Consider the following 14,104-nt stretch of genomic DNA (forward strand, 5'->3'; position numbering starts at 1 on the left):
AATGGGGTTAGAACCTCAGGGTCGAAAACCGCTCGTCACCATCAGGGTGACTGACGTCGCGCAAAGCATTGGCGTTTGCCACATCCCCCTCACCATCACTCTCCGCCACCAGCGATACGTTGGAGTTACCGGGCTCCGTGGCAGCATTGGTGAAGATTCCTCCGCGCAGGTTTGCACTGGCAAGAGCAGCCCCCCGCAGGTTGGCGCCCACGGCGTAAACGCAGGTCAGGTCAGCCCCTTTCAGGTCGGCGCCTTCGAGATTCGTCATAAAGAGGCCTGCTCCCGACAGCTTCGCCTCTCTCAGGGTCGCCCCCCGCAAATTGGCCATTTCCAGAGATGCCCCCCGCAGATTCGCACCATCGAGCCGGCTCCCCTCCAGATTGGCCAGATAGAGATCGGCATTGACCAGTGAGGTCTTCCGCAAATCGAAACCGGCAAGATTCATCCCCCGCAGATTGGCACCGGACAGATCACGGCTGCCACGGAGCACTTCGCGCACTTCCGCAACGCTGGGGGTCCAACTCCCGGGACTATCTTTTTTCGCCACAACAACTGGCACAACCTCCGTCGGACGGGGGACCGGCCGGGCCGCCACCACCGGCGCCGCAGCTTTCCCGGCATTTTTCCCCTTAACCCCCTTTTTGACCGTTTGGGCAACCTTCGCGGCCTTCGCTGCTTTTTTCCGTGCATGGCCGTGGCCAACGACTCCGCGCCTGCTCACGAGCCGCACGTATTCCGCATAGGGGAGGGCAGGCTTTGTGCGGGAGGAGGCGGTATCGGCACCCACCGGCACCGGCTTCGACTCTCGCAGAGAGGAGGCAGCGGCCGGGGTTTCACTGCCGACGGAGATAAGAAGCATGAGCACAACGGATGCAATTCCTGAACGATGGAGCATGGGGCACTTCATGAAAGGCCTTTCCTTTCCGGCGGATTGAAGCGAGAGATACTCCGCTCAAAGCAAGCCGCCGTATCCCTCTCTTCATTTATCGGCCACCGCCGGAGGAACTTGAGCTTTTTTTAACCACCGGCCGGCACGGGGCCATGCAGCCGGGGAGCCTTGCCTTTTCAAAACCGTGCTGTTATCGTACCAGAATTGCCGTACCCATCGACTATACGCCCTACCCCCCTGGGTACGATCAGGGGGGCATCACATCCTTCAATCGGCGCACATCCTATCAACTATGTCCATTGATCCGCCGGATGACGGAAAGGGAGACGGAATGGCCATTGCCGACACCCATATAACCAAACGCATAGCCGGGCTTCTCGATCCCGGTTCCGGCCGGGCCACCCTGACCGGACTGCGGGGATCATCTCCGGCCTACCTTCTGGCACGGTTCATGGCAGAGTCCGGCCGCCAACTCTTAATAATTGCCCCAGACGCTGAAAGAGCCTCTGAAATCTGCGCGGAAACCAGATTCTACAGCGGGCGCCCCTCCGACATCCTCTCCTTTCCATCCTGGGACGTCTCCCCCTTCGAGAAGGCTTCACCCCACGCCGACGTGACAGGCCAGCGGCTCGCCTGCCTGCGACGGCTCATGGACCGCAAGGCTGCCGCCGTGGTGACCACCCCGGCAGCCCTCAGGCAAAGGGTGCTCTCCCGGACGATGCTTGACAGCGCATCCCTTTATTTTCTTCCCGGCGAGGAGAGCAATCGGGATGAATTTCTTGCAAAACTCGTCATTCTCGGCTACCTGAACGTCCCGCTGGTGGAAGACCGGGGAACCTTCGCCGTACGAGGAGGAATCGTAGACATATTCCCCCCCGGCTTCGAACAGCCGGTGAGAATCGAGTTCTTCGGCGACTTCGTGGAGACCATCAGGGCTTTCGATCCCCTCTCCCAGCGCTCCCTCGCCCCCCTGGAGGAGCTCCTCCTCCTCCCCTCCAGGGAGATGATACTGACCGAAGACGTGCTGAAGGCCGCCACCCCGCGGATCAAGAGCCGCTGCGACGAACTGGAGATATCCCCCGTGGCCCGGCGGGAACTTCTGGAGCAGCTGCAGCAAGGCCTCTACCCCACCGGCGTGGAGTGGCTCCTCCCCCTCTTCCATCCCCGGCTGGAGACCCTCTTCGACTATGCCGGCGACGCAGTCCGGGTGATACTGGACCCTGACGCCCTGGCCGAAGAGAATGCGCGGCTCGACGCCGAACTGGAAACGGCCTCGGCCCAGGCACAGGAGCGGGGAGAGCTCTTCGCATCACCGGCGGAATTCTTCCTGACAGCCCCGGAAACTGCCGGCAGCATCGAAGCAGGACGGCTCGTGACCATCCCCTACCTGACCGTTGCCGGAGAGAGCACCGGGAAAACAGCCATAGCACTGGACATCCAGGAAAACACCGACCTGAAGGTGGATGTCTCCTCCGACAGCGAGCGCGTCCTGAAGCCCCTGGTGACGCGGCTCAACGGCTGGCTGGAGGAACGGCAGCGGGTGATAATCGCCTGCCACCAGCGGGGCCAGGCCCAGCGCCTCTACGAACTCCTCTCCCACTACCCCCTCCCCCTGAACATCTCCGACCGCCCCTTCCCCGCCGAACTGGAGCGGGACGACGGCAAGGTGAACGTGGTGATCGGCGACCTCTCCCGGGGGTTCCGCCTCCCCGAAGGGAAACTCATCGTCATCGCCGAGGAGGAAATCTTCGGCCGCCGCCAGAAGCGGCGCGGGGTCTCGGAGCTGCGCAAGAAGCAGATCATGACGTCGCTGGCCGAGCTGAAGCCCGGCGACTACATGGTCCACCTGGACCACGGCATCGGCATCTACCGGGGATTGCAGCACATTTCTTTGAGCGGCTGCGCCGGGGACTTCATCCTCCTCGAGTACGCGGGAGGGGACAAACTCTATCTCCCCGTTGACCGGCTGAATCTCGTCCAGCGCTACGTGGGGGCCGAGGGGCTCGAACCCAGGGTGGACAAGCTGGGGGGTACCTCCTGGGAAAAGGCCAAGGGGAAGGCCCGGGCCGCCGTACAGGAGATGGCCGGGGAGCTGCTGCAGATCTACGCGGCCCGCCAGCTCCACGAAGGGCACGCCTTCTCTCCCCCCGACGACCTCTACCGGGAGTTCGAGGCCTCCTTCGCCTACGAGGAGACTTCGGACCAGATGGGGGCCATCATGGACGTCATCGGCGACATGACGAGCCCGAAACCCATGGATCGCCTCGTCTGCGGCGATGTCGGCTATGGCAAGACCGAGGTGGCCATGCGGGGGGCCTTCAAGGCGGTCATGGACGGGAAGCAGGTGGCGGTGCTGGTCCCCACCACAGTCCTGGCCCAGCAGCACCTGGAGACCTTCAAGGCCAGGCTCGGCGCCTACCCGGTCACCGTGGAAATGCTCTCCCGCTTCCGCACCCCCAAGGAACAGAAGGAAATCCTGGAGAAGGTAAAGAAAGGAGCCATCGACGTCATCATCGGCACCCACCGGCTGCTCCAGAGCGACGTCAGCTTCAAGGACCTGGGGCTCCTCATCGTGGACGAGGAGCAGCGCTTCGGCGTCACCCACAAGGAAAAGCTCAAGAAATACAAAGCAGTGGTGGATATCCTGACCCTCACTGCCACCCCCATCCCCCGGACCCTCTACATGTCCATGATGGGAATCAGGGACCTCTCCATCATCGACACCCCGCCGGTGGACCGGCTGGCGGTAAAGACCTTCGTGGCCCGCAACTCCGACGACCTCATCCGCGAGGCGGTCATGAGGGAGCTGCGCCGGGGCGGCCAGGTCTTCTTCGTCCACAACCGGGTCCAGTCCATCATGAACTGGGCCGAGCATCTGCGCCGCATCGTCCCCGAGGCGAAAATCGCCGTGGGGCACGGCCAGATGGAAGAAGGGGAATTGGAGAAGGTGATGCTCGGCTTCATGCACGGGGAGACGAACCTGCTCCTCTGCACCACCATCATCGAGTCGGGGCTCGACATCCCCAACGCCAACACCCTCATCATCGACCGGGCCGACACCTTCGGCCTGGCCCAGCTCTACCAGCTCCGGGGGCGGGTCGGGCGCTCCAAGCAGCGGGCCTACGCCTACCTCCTGATCCCCGGCGAGGGGGCCATCTCGTCGGACGCAAGGGAGCGGTTGAAAATCATCCAGGAGCTGACGGAGCTGGGTGCCGGCTTCCGGCTCGCCACCCACGATCTCGAAATCCGCGGCGCCGGCGACATCCTGGGGGCCAAGCAGTCGGGGAACATCGCCGCCGTGGGCTTCGACCTCTACACGGAGCTCCTGGAGGAGGCGATCCAGAACCTGAAGGGTGAGGAGCGGCTGGAGCGGGTGGAGCCGGAGATCAACCTCCGCATCCCCGCCTTCGTCCCCGAGGACTACGTCAAAGAGCCCAACCAGCGGCTTATCATCTACAAGAAGCTCACCCAGGCCGAAAACGAGGAAGAAGTGGACGAAGTCATGGCAGAGCTGGTGGACCGTTTCGGGAAACTCCCCCTGGCCGCCACGTACCTCCTGGAGGTGATGAAGCTGCGGATTCACTTCAAGAGGTTCCTGATAACCATGGCAGAATTCGACGGCAGGCGTCTCTGCCTCAGCTTCCACCAGAAGACGCCGGTCCCCCCGGATACCATCATCGGCCTCATCCGGGGCAACCCGAAGAAGTACCAGTTTTCACCGGACTTCCGGCTTACGGCGGAGCTTGCCGACACCTCCTTCGAGGGGGTCCTGGAAGAGGCCAGAAATCTCTTGAAAAGGCTTGGTTGATGTGCTAGCTTCCGTAAGATTCTTCAATACTTAATGAGTCTGCAAAGGAGTTTCACCGTGAAAAGAACCGCGCTCCTGACAATTATCTCGGCCACCATCTGTGCCGCCGTTTTTACCGGCTGCAAGGGGAATACCGGAACCGGCACCGGTTCATCCCCCGCCAAAAAGGATGGGCAGGTCATTGCTGAAGTTAACGGCGACACCATCACCACCGGAGATTTCCAGAAGGAACTGGAGAATCTCCCCCCCTACCTGAAGCCCATGGCCGACACTCCTGAAGGGAAGAAGGAGCTCCTCGACACCATGGTGGTTCGCGAGCTGATCCTTCAGCAGGCCAGAAAAGACGGCCTCGACAAGAGCCCCGAGGTGGCCGCGAAGCTGGAAGAGCTGAAGAAGCGGGTTGTGGTTGAGGCATTCCTGAAGAAGAAGGTGGAAGAGCAGGCCAAAGTCTCCGACGAAGAGATGAAGAAGTTCTACGAAGAGAACAAGGACAAGTTCAAGACCGGCGCCCAGGTCCATGCGAGCCATATCCTCATGAAGAGCGAAGACGAGGCCCAGAAGGTTCTCAAGGAGCTCAAGGAAGGTGGCAACTTCGAGGAGCTTGCCAAGAAGCACTCCATCGACGGGGCAGCGGCCAAGGGAGGCGACCTGGGATGGTTCAGCAAAGGCTCCATGGTCCCCGAATTTGAAAAAGTGGCCTTCGGCCTCAAGGATGGCGAAATTTCCGGCCTCACCAAGACCCAGTTCGGCTACCACATCATCAAGGTAATCGGCAAGCGCCCGGCCGGCATCCGCACCTTCGACGAAGTAAAAGAGCAGATCAGGACCGCCATTCTCCCCAGCAAACAGCAGGAGGTCTTCCAGAAGCTCAAGGACGATATCAAGAAGGACGCTAAAGTCACCATCAAAGAGGATGTCATCAAGGGCATCGGCGGTTCAGCCGCCGCGGAACTCCCGGCAACAGGCGGCGCAAGCGCACCGGCAGATAAAAAGTAAGAGCAGCGGGGCTGTCGGTTTGAAGATCGACAGCCCCATGCCCCCTCCCCAACGGAAACCATGATCAAAACCCTCATCACAACTACCCTTATCCTTGTCGCCACACTACCGTCACTGGCTGGCGCCGAAGTGGTCGACAGGATTGTCGCAGTCGTCAATGACGAAATCATAACCTCCTACGCGGTCGAAAAGGAGAAGGCATCCATCCTCAAGGAAGCGGAGCGCCAACAGCCCCCGCCCGACCCCCAGACCCTGGTCCGCCTTGACGAAAAAGCCCTCGACAGGCTTATCGACAAGAAACTCGTGGAGCAGAAAGTTCGGGAACTGGATATCCGTATCACTGAAGAAGAGGTCCGCCAGGCCATCGAAGATGTGAAGCGCCAGAACAAGCTCTCCCAGGAGTCGCTGGTGTCGGCACTGGCCAACCAGGGCCTCTCCTTCGACCAGTACAAGGTCCAGATCCGCGAGCAACTGGAAAGGCTGCGGCTCGTAAGCCAGGAAGTACGGTCCAAAATTCAGGTCGGCGAACGGGAAATGCGGGAGTATTACGAGGCGAACCCCGGCAGGTTCGGCGGCGAAGACAACTTCAGGGCACGCAATATCTACTTCAAACTGGATGATAAGATGCCCGCCGACCAGGTCAAAAAAGTCATGACCACCGCCATGTCCGTCCTCTACGAAGCCCGCGCCGGCAAGGATTTTGCGGAACTGGCCCGCCAATATTCAGAGGAACCGTCGGCCAAAACCACCGGCGGGGACCTGGGAACCTTCCGCAAGGGAGATATCCTCCCTGAATTCGAGGAAAGCCTCACCAGGATGAAGCCCGGCGAGGTGAGCGACCTGATCTACGTCACCGGCGGTCTTCATATCGTCAAGCTTGAGGAACGTTTCGCCGGCACCCCGAAACCCTTCGAGCAGGTAAAAGCCGAAGTTGAGGACATCCTCTACCGGAAGAAGTCGGAGGATCGCTTCAACCAATGGGTAACCGACCTTCGCAAAGACGCAGCCATTGAGATAAGGCCGGAACCTGGGACCGGGGACCAGGAACCGGCAAAACCGTAAATCGTCCCTCACCCGTACCTCGTCGACCCCGGCTCAGATGCGGTTGTCGTCCTGGTCCCGCCTTTACAGCCCCTTTGCCCGCAACTCCTCCACCAGTGCCTTCTGGTCGGCCGTGAGCCCCTCGGGCACCGTCACATCGATACGCACGAAGAGATCGCCCTTTCCGGACTTGCCCATGTGGGGAAAGCCAAGCCCCTTTAGGCGCACCTTGGTCCCCGGCTGGATGCCGGCCGGCACCTTGATCCGCTTTGTCCCCTCAAGTGTCGGCACGTCGAGGGATGCGCCAAGAACGGCATCGGTGAATCGTATCTGCCGATCCACAACGATATTGTCCCCTTCACGGGTAAAGTGGGGATCGCTCCCAACCTTTATGACCAGATAGAGATCACCGGTAGGGCCGCCTCCGTGGCCGTATCCCCCCTTCCCCGCCACCCTCAGCCTGGCACCATCCTCAACTCCGGCCGGTATCTTGACGGAAAGCTCCTCCCGCTTCCCGTCCCGCATGAACGCCACCCGCTTCTCGTCGCCGTCGTATGACTGGCGGAACGTTATGGAAACCTCCATGCTGAAGTCCTCACCCCGCCTGGAGCCGCCGCCGAAACCGAATCCCCCCTGGCGGAAACCACCCCCACCGCCGAAAATTCGGGAGAATATGTCATCGGTGCCGAACCCCATGTCCTTGAAGATATCCCCCACGTCGAAGCCCCGGAAGATATCCTCCTGGCTGTAGCGCTGGTGAAAGCCGCTGGAGCCGAACTGGTCGTATTGGGCCCGCTTCTGGGCATCGGAGAGAACGGCGTAGGCCTCGTTGATTTCCTTGAATTTATCCTCGGCGGCCTTGTCGCCGGGGTTCTTGTCGGGATGGTACTTGACGGCCAGTTTCCGGTAGGCCTTCTTTATCTCCGCCTCGGAGGCCCCTTTCTTCAGGCCGAGCACTTCGTAATAGTCGGTTTGAGCCATGTGAAATCCTTTCCTCGAATCTTTTCTGAATGTAAGCGCAACCGGGGAACCTGTCAACGGCCCAACTGCATGGCCCCGGCATGTTTACTTCCTTGACAGCAATCCGTACAGGGGCTATCAATGGCAAGAATACACTATTTATCCAATCAGTGAGGAGTGTCGATGAAGAAAGTAATCGTGGTGGGTGGCGGCATCTCGGGGCTCGCAACGGCATTCTTGCTGCGCAAAAAGGGAGCAGAGGCAGGCGTAGAGCTGGACGTGACCCTGCTGGAAAAGGAAGAGCGGGTCGGCGGCAAGATCTGGAGCATCAAGGAGGAGGGGTATCTCTGCGAGTGGGGACCCAACGGCTTCCTGGACTCCAAACCCCAGACACTGGATCTCTGCCGTGACCTGGGCGTATCGGAGAGGCTCCTGCGGAGCAACGACAACGCCCGCAAACGCTTCATCTACACCGGCGGCGCCCTGAACCGGCTGCCGGAAAACGGCCCAATGTTCCTCAAGAGCAAGCTCATCTCGTGGCCGGGGAAGCTGCGCCTCGCCATGGAGCCCTTCATCCCGAAGCGGACCGACGGCGCCGACGAGACCCTCGCCTCCTTCGGCCGGCGCCGCCTGGGCGAAGAGGCCCTCCAGAAGCTCATCTCCCCCATGGTGTCCGGCATCTTTGCCGGCGACCCGGAGACCATGTCACTGCGCTCCTGCTTCTCCCGCATTGCGGAGCTTGAGGACGAATACGGCAGCCTCATCAAGGCGATGATCAAACTGGCCAAGAAGAAGAAACAGGAAGCGGCCCAGGGAAAGAGCGTGTCGAGCGCCGCGGGCCCCGGCGGGGTTCTGACCTCCTTCAGGGGGGGCATCCAGGAACTTACCGATATCCTGGCGGAACAGCTCGGCCCCGAGGCCATTGTTACCGGGCAGGCAGTGACAGGACTAAAGAAAGGGAACAGCACCCCCTGGCGCCTTCAGACCGGGAGCATCGACATAGACGCCGACGTGGTGATTCTCGCCTCCCCGGCCCACGCCACCACCGGCATAGTCGGCAGCGTGGACCCCGCCATGGCCCAGGTCCTTGGCGAGATACCCTACGCATCCATGACCGTGGTCTGCTTCGGCTACGAGCGGGAGCGGATCGCCTATGACCTCAACGGCTTCGGCTACCTGATCCCCAAGGAAGAGGGGATGAACACCCTCGGCACCCTCTGGGATTCCAGCATCTTCGAGAACCGGGCTCCCGAGGGAAAGGTGCTCCTGAGGAGCATGATGGGGGGCGCCTGCTTCCCCGGCTACGTGAAGCTTTCCGACGCGGAAGTGACGCAGCGGGTGAAAGCGGACCTCAAGGCAATCATGGGAATCACGGCGGAACCCTCCTTCATGAGGATATTCCGCCACACCCAGGCCATCCCCCAGTACACAGTGGGGCATGCCAAACGCCTTGCCGCGCTCCATGAGCAGGCCTCGGCCCTGCCGGGACTCTTCCTCACCGGCAACTCCTACCGGGGCATCGGCCTCAACGACTGCGCCGCATCCGCCGACCGCACCGCCGACGAGGTGGTGGCCCATCTGAAGAATCGCTAGCCGCCGACCAATTCAGGGCGACAAACTGGAAAAGCCGTACCCCCCGGGAGATACGGCTTTTTTTCTTCGTGCCGGGCCGATCCTTCCAATCCGCCTCACTCGTGCCGCAACGCATCGATGGGATTCAGGCCCGCGGCCCTGCGGGCCGGGAACAAGCCGAAAATCACGCCGATTGCCGCGGAAAACAGGAACGAGAGCAGATTGATACCGAAGTCGAAGAGGTACGGTATCCCCATGAGCCTGGCGAGGCCGATGGAGGCCCCGGTGGCCAGGGCGATGCCGGCCAGGCCGCCGAGGCTCGACAATACCACCGCCTCGATCAGGAACTGCAGCAACACCTCCCGCTCCAGGGCACCGATGGCAAGGCGGATTCCTATCTCCCGCGTCCGTTCGGTGACCGAAACCAGCATGATGTTCATGATCCCTATCCCCCCCACCAGCAGGCTCACCGCAGCCACCGCGCCAAGCAGCATGGTGAGGATCTTGGTGGTGCTGGTGAGGGTTTCCGCAATCTGGCGGGTATCCATCACGCGGAAGTCATCCTCCTCGTTGGCGGCGATTTTCCGCCGTTCGCGCATGAGCAGGGTCAATTGCTCTTTAGCGTCATCGATGGAGGCGCCATTCTTCACCGAAACGGTCAACCGGCCTATGTCCTGGCTGCCCGTCAAACGGCGCTGCACCCCCCGCAGCGGCATGACGACCATGTCGTCCTGGTCGGACCCCATGGCGGACTGCCCCTTCGACTTGAGGAGGCCGATAACTTCGCAGGAGAACTGTTTTATGCGGATTTCGCTCCCCACAGGGTTCTGGCGGCCGAACAGCTTCTCCCGCACCGTTTCGCCGATGACGCAGACCGCCTTGCCCGCCCGCTCTTCCGCATCGGTAAAAGTGCGGCCGGCAGAGAGCTCCCAGTTACCCGACTGGAAGTAATCGTTGTTGGTGCCGTTGATGACCGTGGACCAGTTGTTGGCCTGGTAGACGGTGGTAACTGTCTTGCTCACCATGGGAGCCACGCGCTCGGCGGCGGTTATCTGGCTGCGCACGGCTTCGACATCGGCAATCCTGAAGCTTGGCGCCCCTTCCGAGCCGGGTCCGAACCGCTGCCCCGGCATCAGCATCAGCAGGTTGCTCCCCATGGCGGAAATCTGGTCCGAGACGGATTTGGTGGCGCCGTTGCCGAGGGTTACCATGGTGATGACGGCGGCAACGCCGATGACTATGCCAAGGATGGTGAGAAACGAACGCATCAGGTTGCGCCGGATGGCCCGCATTGAAAGCAGCAGCGTATTCCAGAACATCAGTCACCCTCCCCGTTACGCCGGTCGCTCTCCACCACGCCGTCCACAAAGTGGATGACCCTCTTGGCATAGGCCGCCATGTCGGGCTCGTGGGTCACCATGAGCACTGTGATACCCTGCTCTCGATTGAGTTCCGTAATCAACTCCATGATTTCCCGGCTGTTGCGGCTGTCGAGGTTTCCGGTGGGCTCGTCGGCCAGCAGGACTGTGGGCCGGGTGACTATGGCGCGGGCAATGGCAACCCGCTGCTGCTGCCCCCCCGACAGCTCGGCGGGAGTATGGTGCTCCCACCCCTTGAGCCCCACCTGCTCCAAAGCGGTGCGGGCCGCGGCATGGCGCACGGCGGCGGGCTCGCCGCGGTAAATAAGGGGCAATTCCACGTTTTCAAGGGCGGTGGTGCGAGCCAGCAGGTTGAATCCCTGGAACACGAAGCCTAGATAATGGCGCCGCAAAAGTGCCCGCTGGTTGCGCGACATCTGCTCCACGCTAACCCCCAGGAATTGGAAGCTGCCGCCAGTCGGCGTGTCGAGGCAGCCGAGAATGTTCATAGTGGTGGATTTTCCGGAACCGCTGGGGCCCATGATGGCCACGAAATCCCCCTCCTCGATGGTGAGGTCGATCCCCTTCAGGGCCTGGAAGGCGGCCTGGCCGCTGCCATAGGTTTTGGTAAGCCCGGACAGCCGGATAAGAGGGGTGCCGCTCATGACGCGTTCCCCCGGGTTTCGGTTATCACCGCCATACCTTCCTTGAGTCCACCTCCGGTAATTTCGGTCACACGTCCGTTGGTGGCGCCGGTCCGGACTTCGATGGGAACCGGCACGCCGCCGCGCAGAACCCACACCCGCGGCGCATCGTTACCGGTTGTTGCCGCCGTTTTTTTCTCCTGCTGCGGAGGACGCGGCATCAATGCCCCCAGGACGCTCCCCCGGGATTTTCCCTGCTCAGCAGCCGTTGCCGGCGGAGTGAAGCGCAGAGCTGCGTTCGGCACCAGCAGAGCCTTTTGGCGGATCAGGGTGGTTATTTCGGCGGTGCCGGTCATCCCCGGCCGCAAACTGATATCCTCATTCTTAACTTCAAGAACCGTAAGATACGAGATTACGCCATCCTCCTCCTGGGAACCGTAGCTGACGCGGGTTATGACCGCCGAATACCGCCTGCCCGGCCAGGCGTCGACGGTAAAGGTGGCTTTCTGCCCCACCTGCACCTGCCCCACATCGGCCTCGTCCACATCAACCTGCAACTCCATCTTCGTGAGATCTTCGGCCAGGGTGAACAAAACCGGCGCCTGAAAGGAAGCGGCCACCGTCTGCCCCGGCTCCACGCTGCGCTTCAGCACAACGCCGTTGATGGGGGAGCGGATACTGGCCTTCGTGAGGTTGGTTTCGTCCGATTGCAGCTCCGCCCGCGCCTGGGATACGCCGGCCCTGGCGCTCGCTTCATTGGCTTCGGCGCGTTTCAGGTTGGCCTCGGCGGTGTCCATCTCGCTTTTGGAGGGCACTTTGCCGCCGGAAAGCTTTGAAACCTGCCGATAGCGGGCCAGGTTCGCGCGGGTCTCCGCCACGGTGGCCTCGGCCTGCAGCACCTGCGCCCTGGCCGCTGCCAGGTTTGCCCGCGATTTTGTCACGGCGTCCCGCAGCTTTGAGATGTCGAGGATTGCCAGCACCTGCCCCTTTTCGACCCGGGCATTGTCATCGACGAAAACCTTGTCGACTATGCCTGACAACTCGCTCCCCACATCCACCTTGTTGGTGGGCTCCAGGTTGCCGGTGGCGGAAACCTTGACCACCAGGGTGCCGGTCACTGCCTGCTCAGTCACGTAGCTGAGTCCGGCCTCTTCCTTGCCGAAGCGCAGGAAGAGCAGGAACGCAACGGCAATCGCGACCAAGGCACCGGCCAGCCACAGCCGGCGATTCGTGAGCAGCTTTCCGTGGCTGGTTTCAATGAGTTGCTTCAGAGCGGCATCCTGTGATGGTTGGTTATCGTTAGCGTCTTTCATGGGGTATCCTTGCCGGCGGAGGTGTCGTTTTGCGGCGACCAGCCGCCACCCAGCGCCTTGTACAAACTGATGAGTGCCCGCACGCCATCGCCCCTGGTGACGGCGAGGCTGTCCTCGACGGAGAGCACGCTCCGCTGGGTTTCGAGCACCGGCTGGAAATCAATCAGCCCGGCACCGTAGCGCTGCCGGGCCAGTTCCGCCGCATTGCGCGCAGAATCGGCGGCACTGGCCAGGGACTCGGCCCGTTCGCGGTTTCTGGTGAGGGAAACCAGAGAGTTTTCCACCTCCTGCAACGCGTTGAGGACTGCCTGCTCATAGGCCACCTGGGCCTGCTCGCGCACCGCATCCTGAATCTCCACCTGGCTCCGCAGCCGCCCGGCATTGAAGATCGGGGCGGCAATGCCGCCAAGCAGCGACGAGGTGGCGGCCCCGCCGTTGCCGAGAGCTCCCAGGGTCAGGGCCTCCAGGCCTATGGAGCCGGTGAGGGTAAATGAGGGATAGCGTTCCGCCCGGGCCACGCCGACGCGGGCGGTTTCCGCGGCCAGCGTCCGCTCCGCCGCCCGGACATCGGGGCGCTGACGCAGGGTATCGGCCGGAATGCCGACCGCAATCCGGTCAGGCACGTCCGGAAGTCTGCCCGGGACGGCAAGACGCTCATGGAGCGCCCCCGGAGCCTTTCCCAGGAGAATCTCCAGGCGGTGCTCCGCCTCCGCCAGACTGGTTTCAAGGCTGGGAATCTGCGCCCTGGTCTGCTCCCGGCTGCTGCGCGCCTGTTCCACGTCCTGGCTGCTGACGAGACCGGCCTGGCCTCGCCACTCGGTGATCTGGAGCGTTTCGGTTTGGGTGGCGAGATTGTCGCGGGCGATGCCTAGGCGAATCTGGAGGGTACGGATATCCGCGTAGTTTTGTGCCGCCTCGGCCGCCAGCGAGACCTGCGCATCGTGGAGGCTTGCCACTGAAGCTTCGAGATCGGCGCCGGCCGCCTCGATTCCGCGGCGGATACCGCCGAACAGATCCAGCTCCCAGCTGGCATCGAAGCCCGCCGTGTACAGCTTGCGCGTGTCGCCGCTGCCGGTTTCCTCGCTGGAATGACTGCGGCTGGCGTTACCCGATGCCGTCACCTCGGGAAAAAGCCCGGCCCCGGCCACTGCCCGCCTTGCGCGGGCCTCGCGCAGCTTTGCCTTTGCGCTCCGCAGATCGGGGCTTGCCTTAAGGGCGCCGTCCACCAGCTCCGACAGCAGCGGATCGTTCAAAGAAAGCCACCAGCGGCTCAGATCTCCCGTTGCATCGGTTTTCAGGGCCGGTTGCGCCGTTGCATCGATACTGTTCCAGCCTGCCGGCGCATCCGGCGCCGGGCTCCTGTAATCCGGGCCGACCGTAACGCACGCCGTAAGGGCCAGGGCACCTGCGATCGTCAACATGCGTGGTATATGAGTCAAGTAGTTCATTGAGAATGGGTTCCCTAAATATGCAGCAGCGGCCGCGAACCCGAGGACGAATCCACGGCCGCCACATGATCAAGC

The 14,104-nt window shown here is 62.0% G+C and carries 10 protein-coding genes; 4 read left to right on the plus strand and 6 right to left on the minus strand.

Features of this window, described 5'->3' with window-relative positions; genetic code table 11:
• Positions 1 to 7 precede the first annotated feature (7 nt).
• The gene (locus JZM60_RS05335; RefSeq protein ID WP_207164476.1) at positions 8 to 907 is read right to left on the minus strand and encodes a pentapeptide repeat-containing protein; all 900 of its coding nucleotides are present in this window, start codon (positions 905 to 907) and stop codon (positions 8 to 10) included.
• A gap of 313 nt (positions 908 to 1,220) precedes the next feature.
• Between JZM60_RS05335 and mfd the strand changes: the two genes are divergently transcribed.
• The 3 genes from mfd to JZM60_RS05350 are packed head-to-tail and all read left to right on the plus strand — an operon-like array spanning position 1,221 to position 6,755.
• Entirely contained in the window at positions 1,221 to 4,697 is a 3,477-nt protein-coding gene (gene mfd, locus JZM60_RS05340) for a transcription-repair coupling factor (RefSeq protein WP_207164477.1), read from the plus strand.
• Between the two features lie 57 nt (positions 4,698 to 4,754).
• A complete protein-coding gene (locus JZM60_RS05345) occupies positions 4,755 to 5,693 on the plus strand; it encodes a peptidylprolyl isomerase (protein WP_207164478.1) in 939 nt (312 codons plus the stop codon).
• A 60-nt stretch (positions 5,694 to 5,753) separates the two neighbouring features.
• The gene (locus JZM60_RS05350) at positions 5,754 to 6,755 is read left to right on the plus strand and encodes a peptidylprolyl isomerase (protein WP_207164479.1); all 1,002 of its coding nucleotides are present in this window, start codon (positions 5,754 to 5,756) and stop codon (positions 6,753 to 6,755) included.
• Between the two features lie 63 nt (positions 6,756 to 6,818).
• On the opposite strand, the gene JZM60_RS05355 is transcribed toward JZM60_RS05350, so the two are convergent.
• Positions 6,819 to 7,715 carry a DnaJ C-terminal domain-containing protein gene (locus tag JZM60_RS05355; RefSeq protein WP_207164480.1) on the minus strand — a complete coding sequence of 299 codons (897 nt, stop codon included), beginning with the start codon at positions 7,713 to 7,715 and terminating at the stop codon, positions 6,819 to 6,821.
• A gap of 162 nt (positions 7,716 to 7,877) precedes the next feature.
• Here JZM60_RS05355 and hemG point away from each other — a divergent pair, with 162 nt between their 5' ends.
• On the plus strand, positions 7,878 to 9,287 hold the full coding sequence (gene hemG, locus JZM60_RS05360; RefSeq protein ID WP_207164481.1) for a protoporphyrinogen oxidase: 1,410 nt from the start codon (positions 7,878 to 7,880) through the stop codon (positions 9,285 to 9,287).
• Between the two features lie 95 nt (positions 9,288 to 9,382).
• On the opposite strand, the gene JZM60_RS05365 is transcribed toward hemG, so the two are convergent.
• The 4 genes from JZM60_RS05365 to JZM60_RS05380 are packed head-to-tail and all read right to left on the minus strand — an operon-like array spanning position 9,383 to position 14,002.
• Positions 9,383 to 10,585 (minus strand): ABC transporter permease, encoded by a 1,203-nt coding sequence (locus JZM60_RS05365; protein ID WP_207164482.1) that lies wholly within the window; start codon positions 10,583 to 10,585, stop codon positions 9,383 to 9,385.
• Positions 10,585 to 11,289, minus strand: coding sequence for an ABC transporter ATP-binding protein (locus JZM60_RS05370; RefSeq protein ID WP_207164483.1), 705 nt, complete (start codon positions 11,287 to 11,289; stop codon positions 10,585 to 10,587). Before JZM60_RS05370 ends, JZM60_RS05365 begins: the two co-directional genes overlap by 1 nt.
• Entirely contained in the window at positions 11,286 to 12,581 is a 1,296-nt protein-coding gene (locus JZM60_RS05375; protein WP_207164484.1) for an efflux RND transporter periplasmic adaptor subunit, read from the minus strand. The genes JZM60_RS05370 and JZM60_RS05375 overlap by 4 nt, the downstream gene beginning before the upstream one ends.
• Complete coding sequence (locus JZM60_RS05380) at positions 12,578 to 14,002, minus strand: efflux transporter outer membrane subunit (protein WP_241426378.1); 1,425 nt, start codon at positions 14,000 to 14,002, stop codon at positions 12,578 to 12,580. Before JZM60_RS05380 ends, JZM60_RS05375 begins: the two co-directional genes overlap by 4 nt.
• Positions 14,003 to 14,104: the final 102 nt, after the last annotated feature.

The organism is Geobacter benzoatilyticus, assembly GCF_017338855.1.
GTDB classification, from domain to species: domain Bacteria; phylum Desulfobacterota; class Desulfuromonadia; order Geobacterales; family Geobacteraceae; genus Geobacter; species Geobacter benzoatilyticus.

Excerpts from the sequence above, each read along its gene's own strand:
- mfd (WP_207164477.1), top strand. The coding sequence starts at position 1,221 with ATGGCCATTGCCGACACCCATATAACCAAACGCATAGCCGGGCTTCTC.
- JZM60_RS05350 (WP_207164479.1), top strand. The coding sequence starts at position 5,754 with ATGATCAAAACCCTCATCACAACTACCCTTATCCTTGTCGCCACACTA.
- JZM60_RS05380 (WP_241426378.1), bottom strand. The coding sequence starts at position 14,002 with ATGTTGACGATCGCAGGTGCCCTGGCCCTTACGGCGTGCGTTACGGTC.
- hemG (WP_207164481.1), top strand. The coding sequence starts at position 7,878 with ATGAAGAAAGTAATCGTGGTGGGTGGCGGCATCTCGGGGCTCGCAACG.
- JZM60_RS05375 (WP_207164484.1), bottom strand. The coding sequence starts at position 12,581 with ATGAAAGACGCTAACGATAACCAACCATCACAGGATGCCGCTCTGAAG.
- JZM60_RS05365 (WP_207164482.1), bottom strand. The coding sequence starts at position 10,585 with ATGTTCTGGAATACGCTGCTGCTTTCAATGCGGGCCATCCGGCGCAAC.
- JZM60_RS05370 (WP_207164483.1), bottom strand. The coding sequence starts at position 11,289 with ATGAGCGGCACCCCTCTTATCCGGCTGTCCGGGCTTACCAAAACCTAT.
- JZM60_RS05355 (WP_207164480.1), bottom strand. The coding sequence starts at position 7,715 with ATGGCTCAAACCGACTATTACGAAGTGCTCGGCCTGAAGAAAGGGGCC.
- JZM60_RS05335 (WP_207164476.1), bottom strand. The coding sequence starts at position 907 with ATGAAGTGCCCCATGCTCCATCGTTCAGGAATTGCATCCGTTGTGCTC.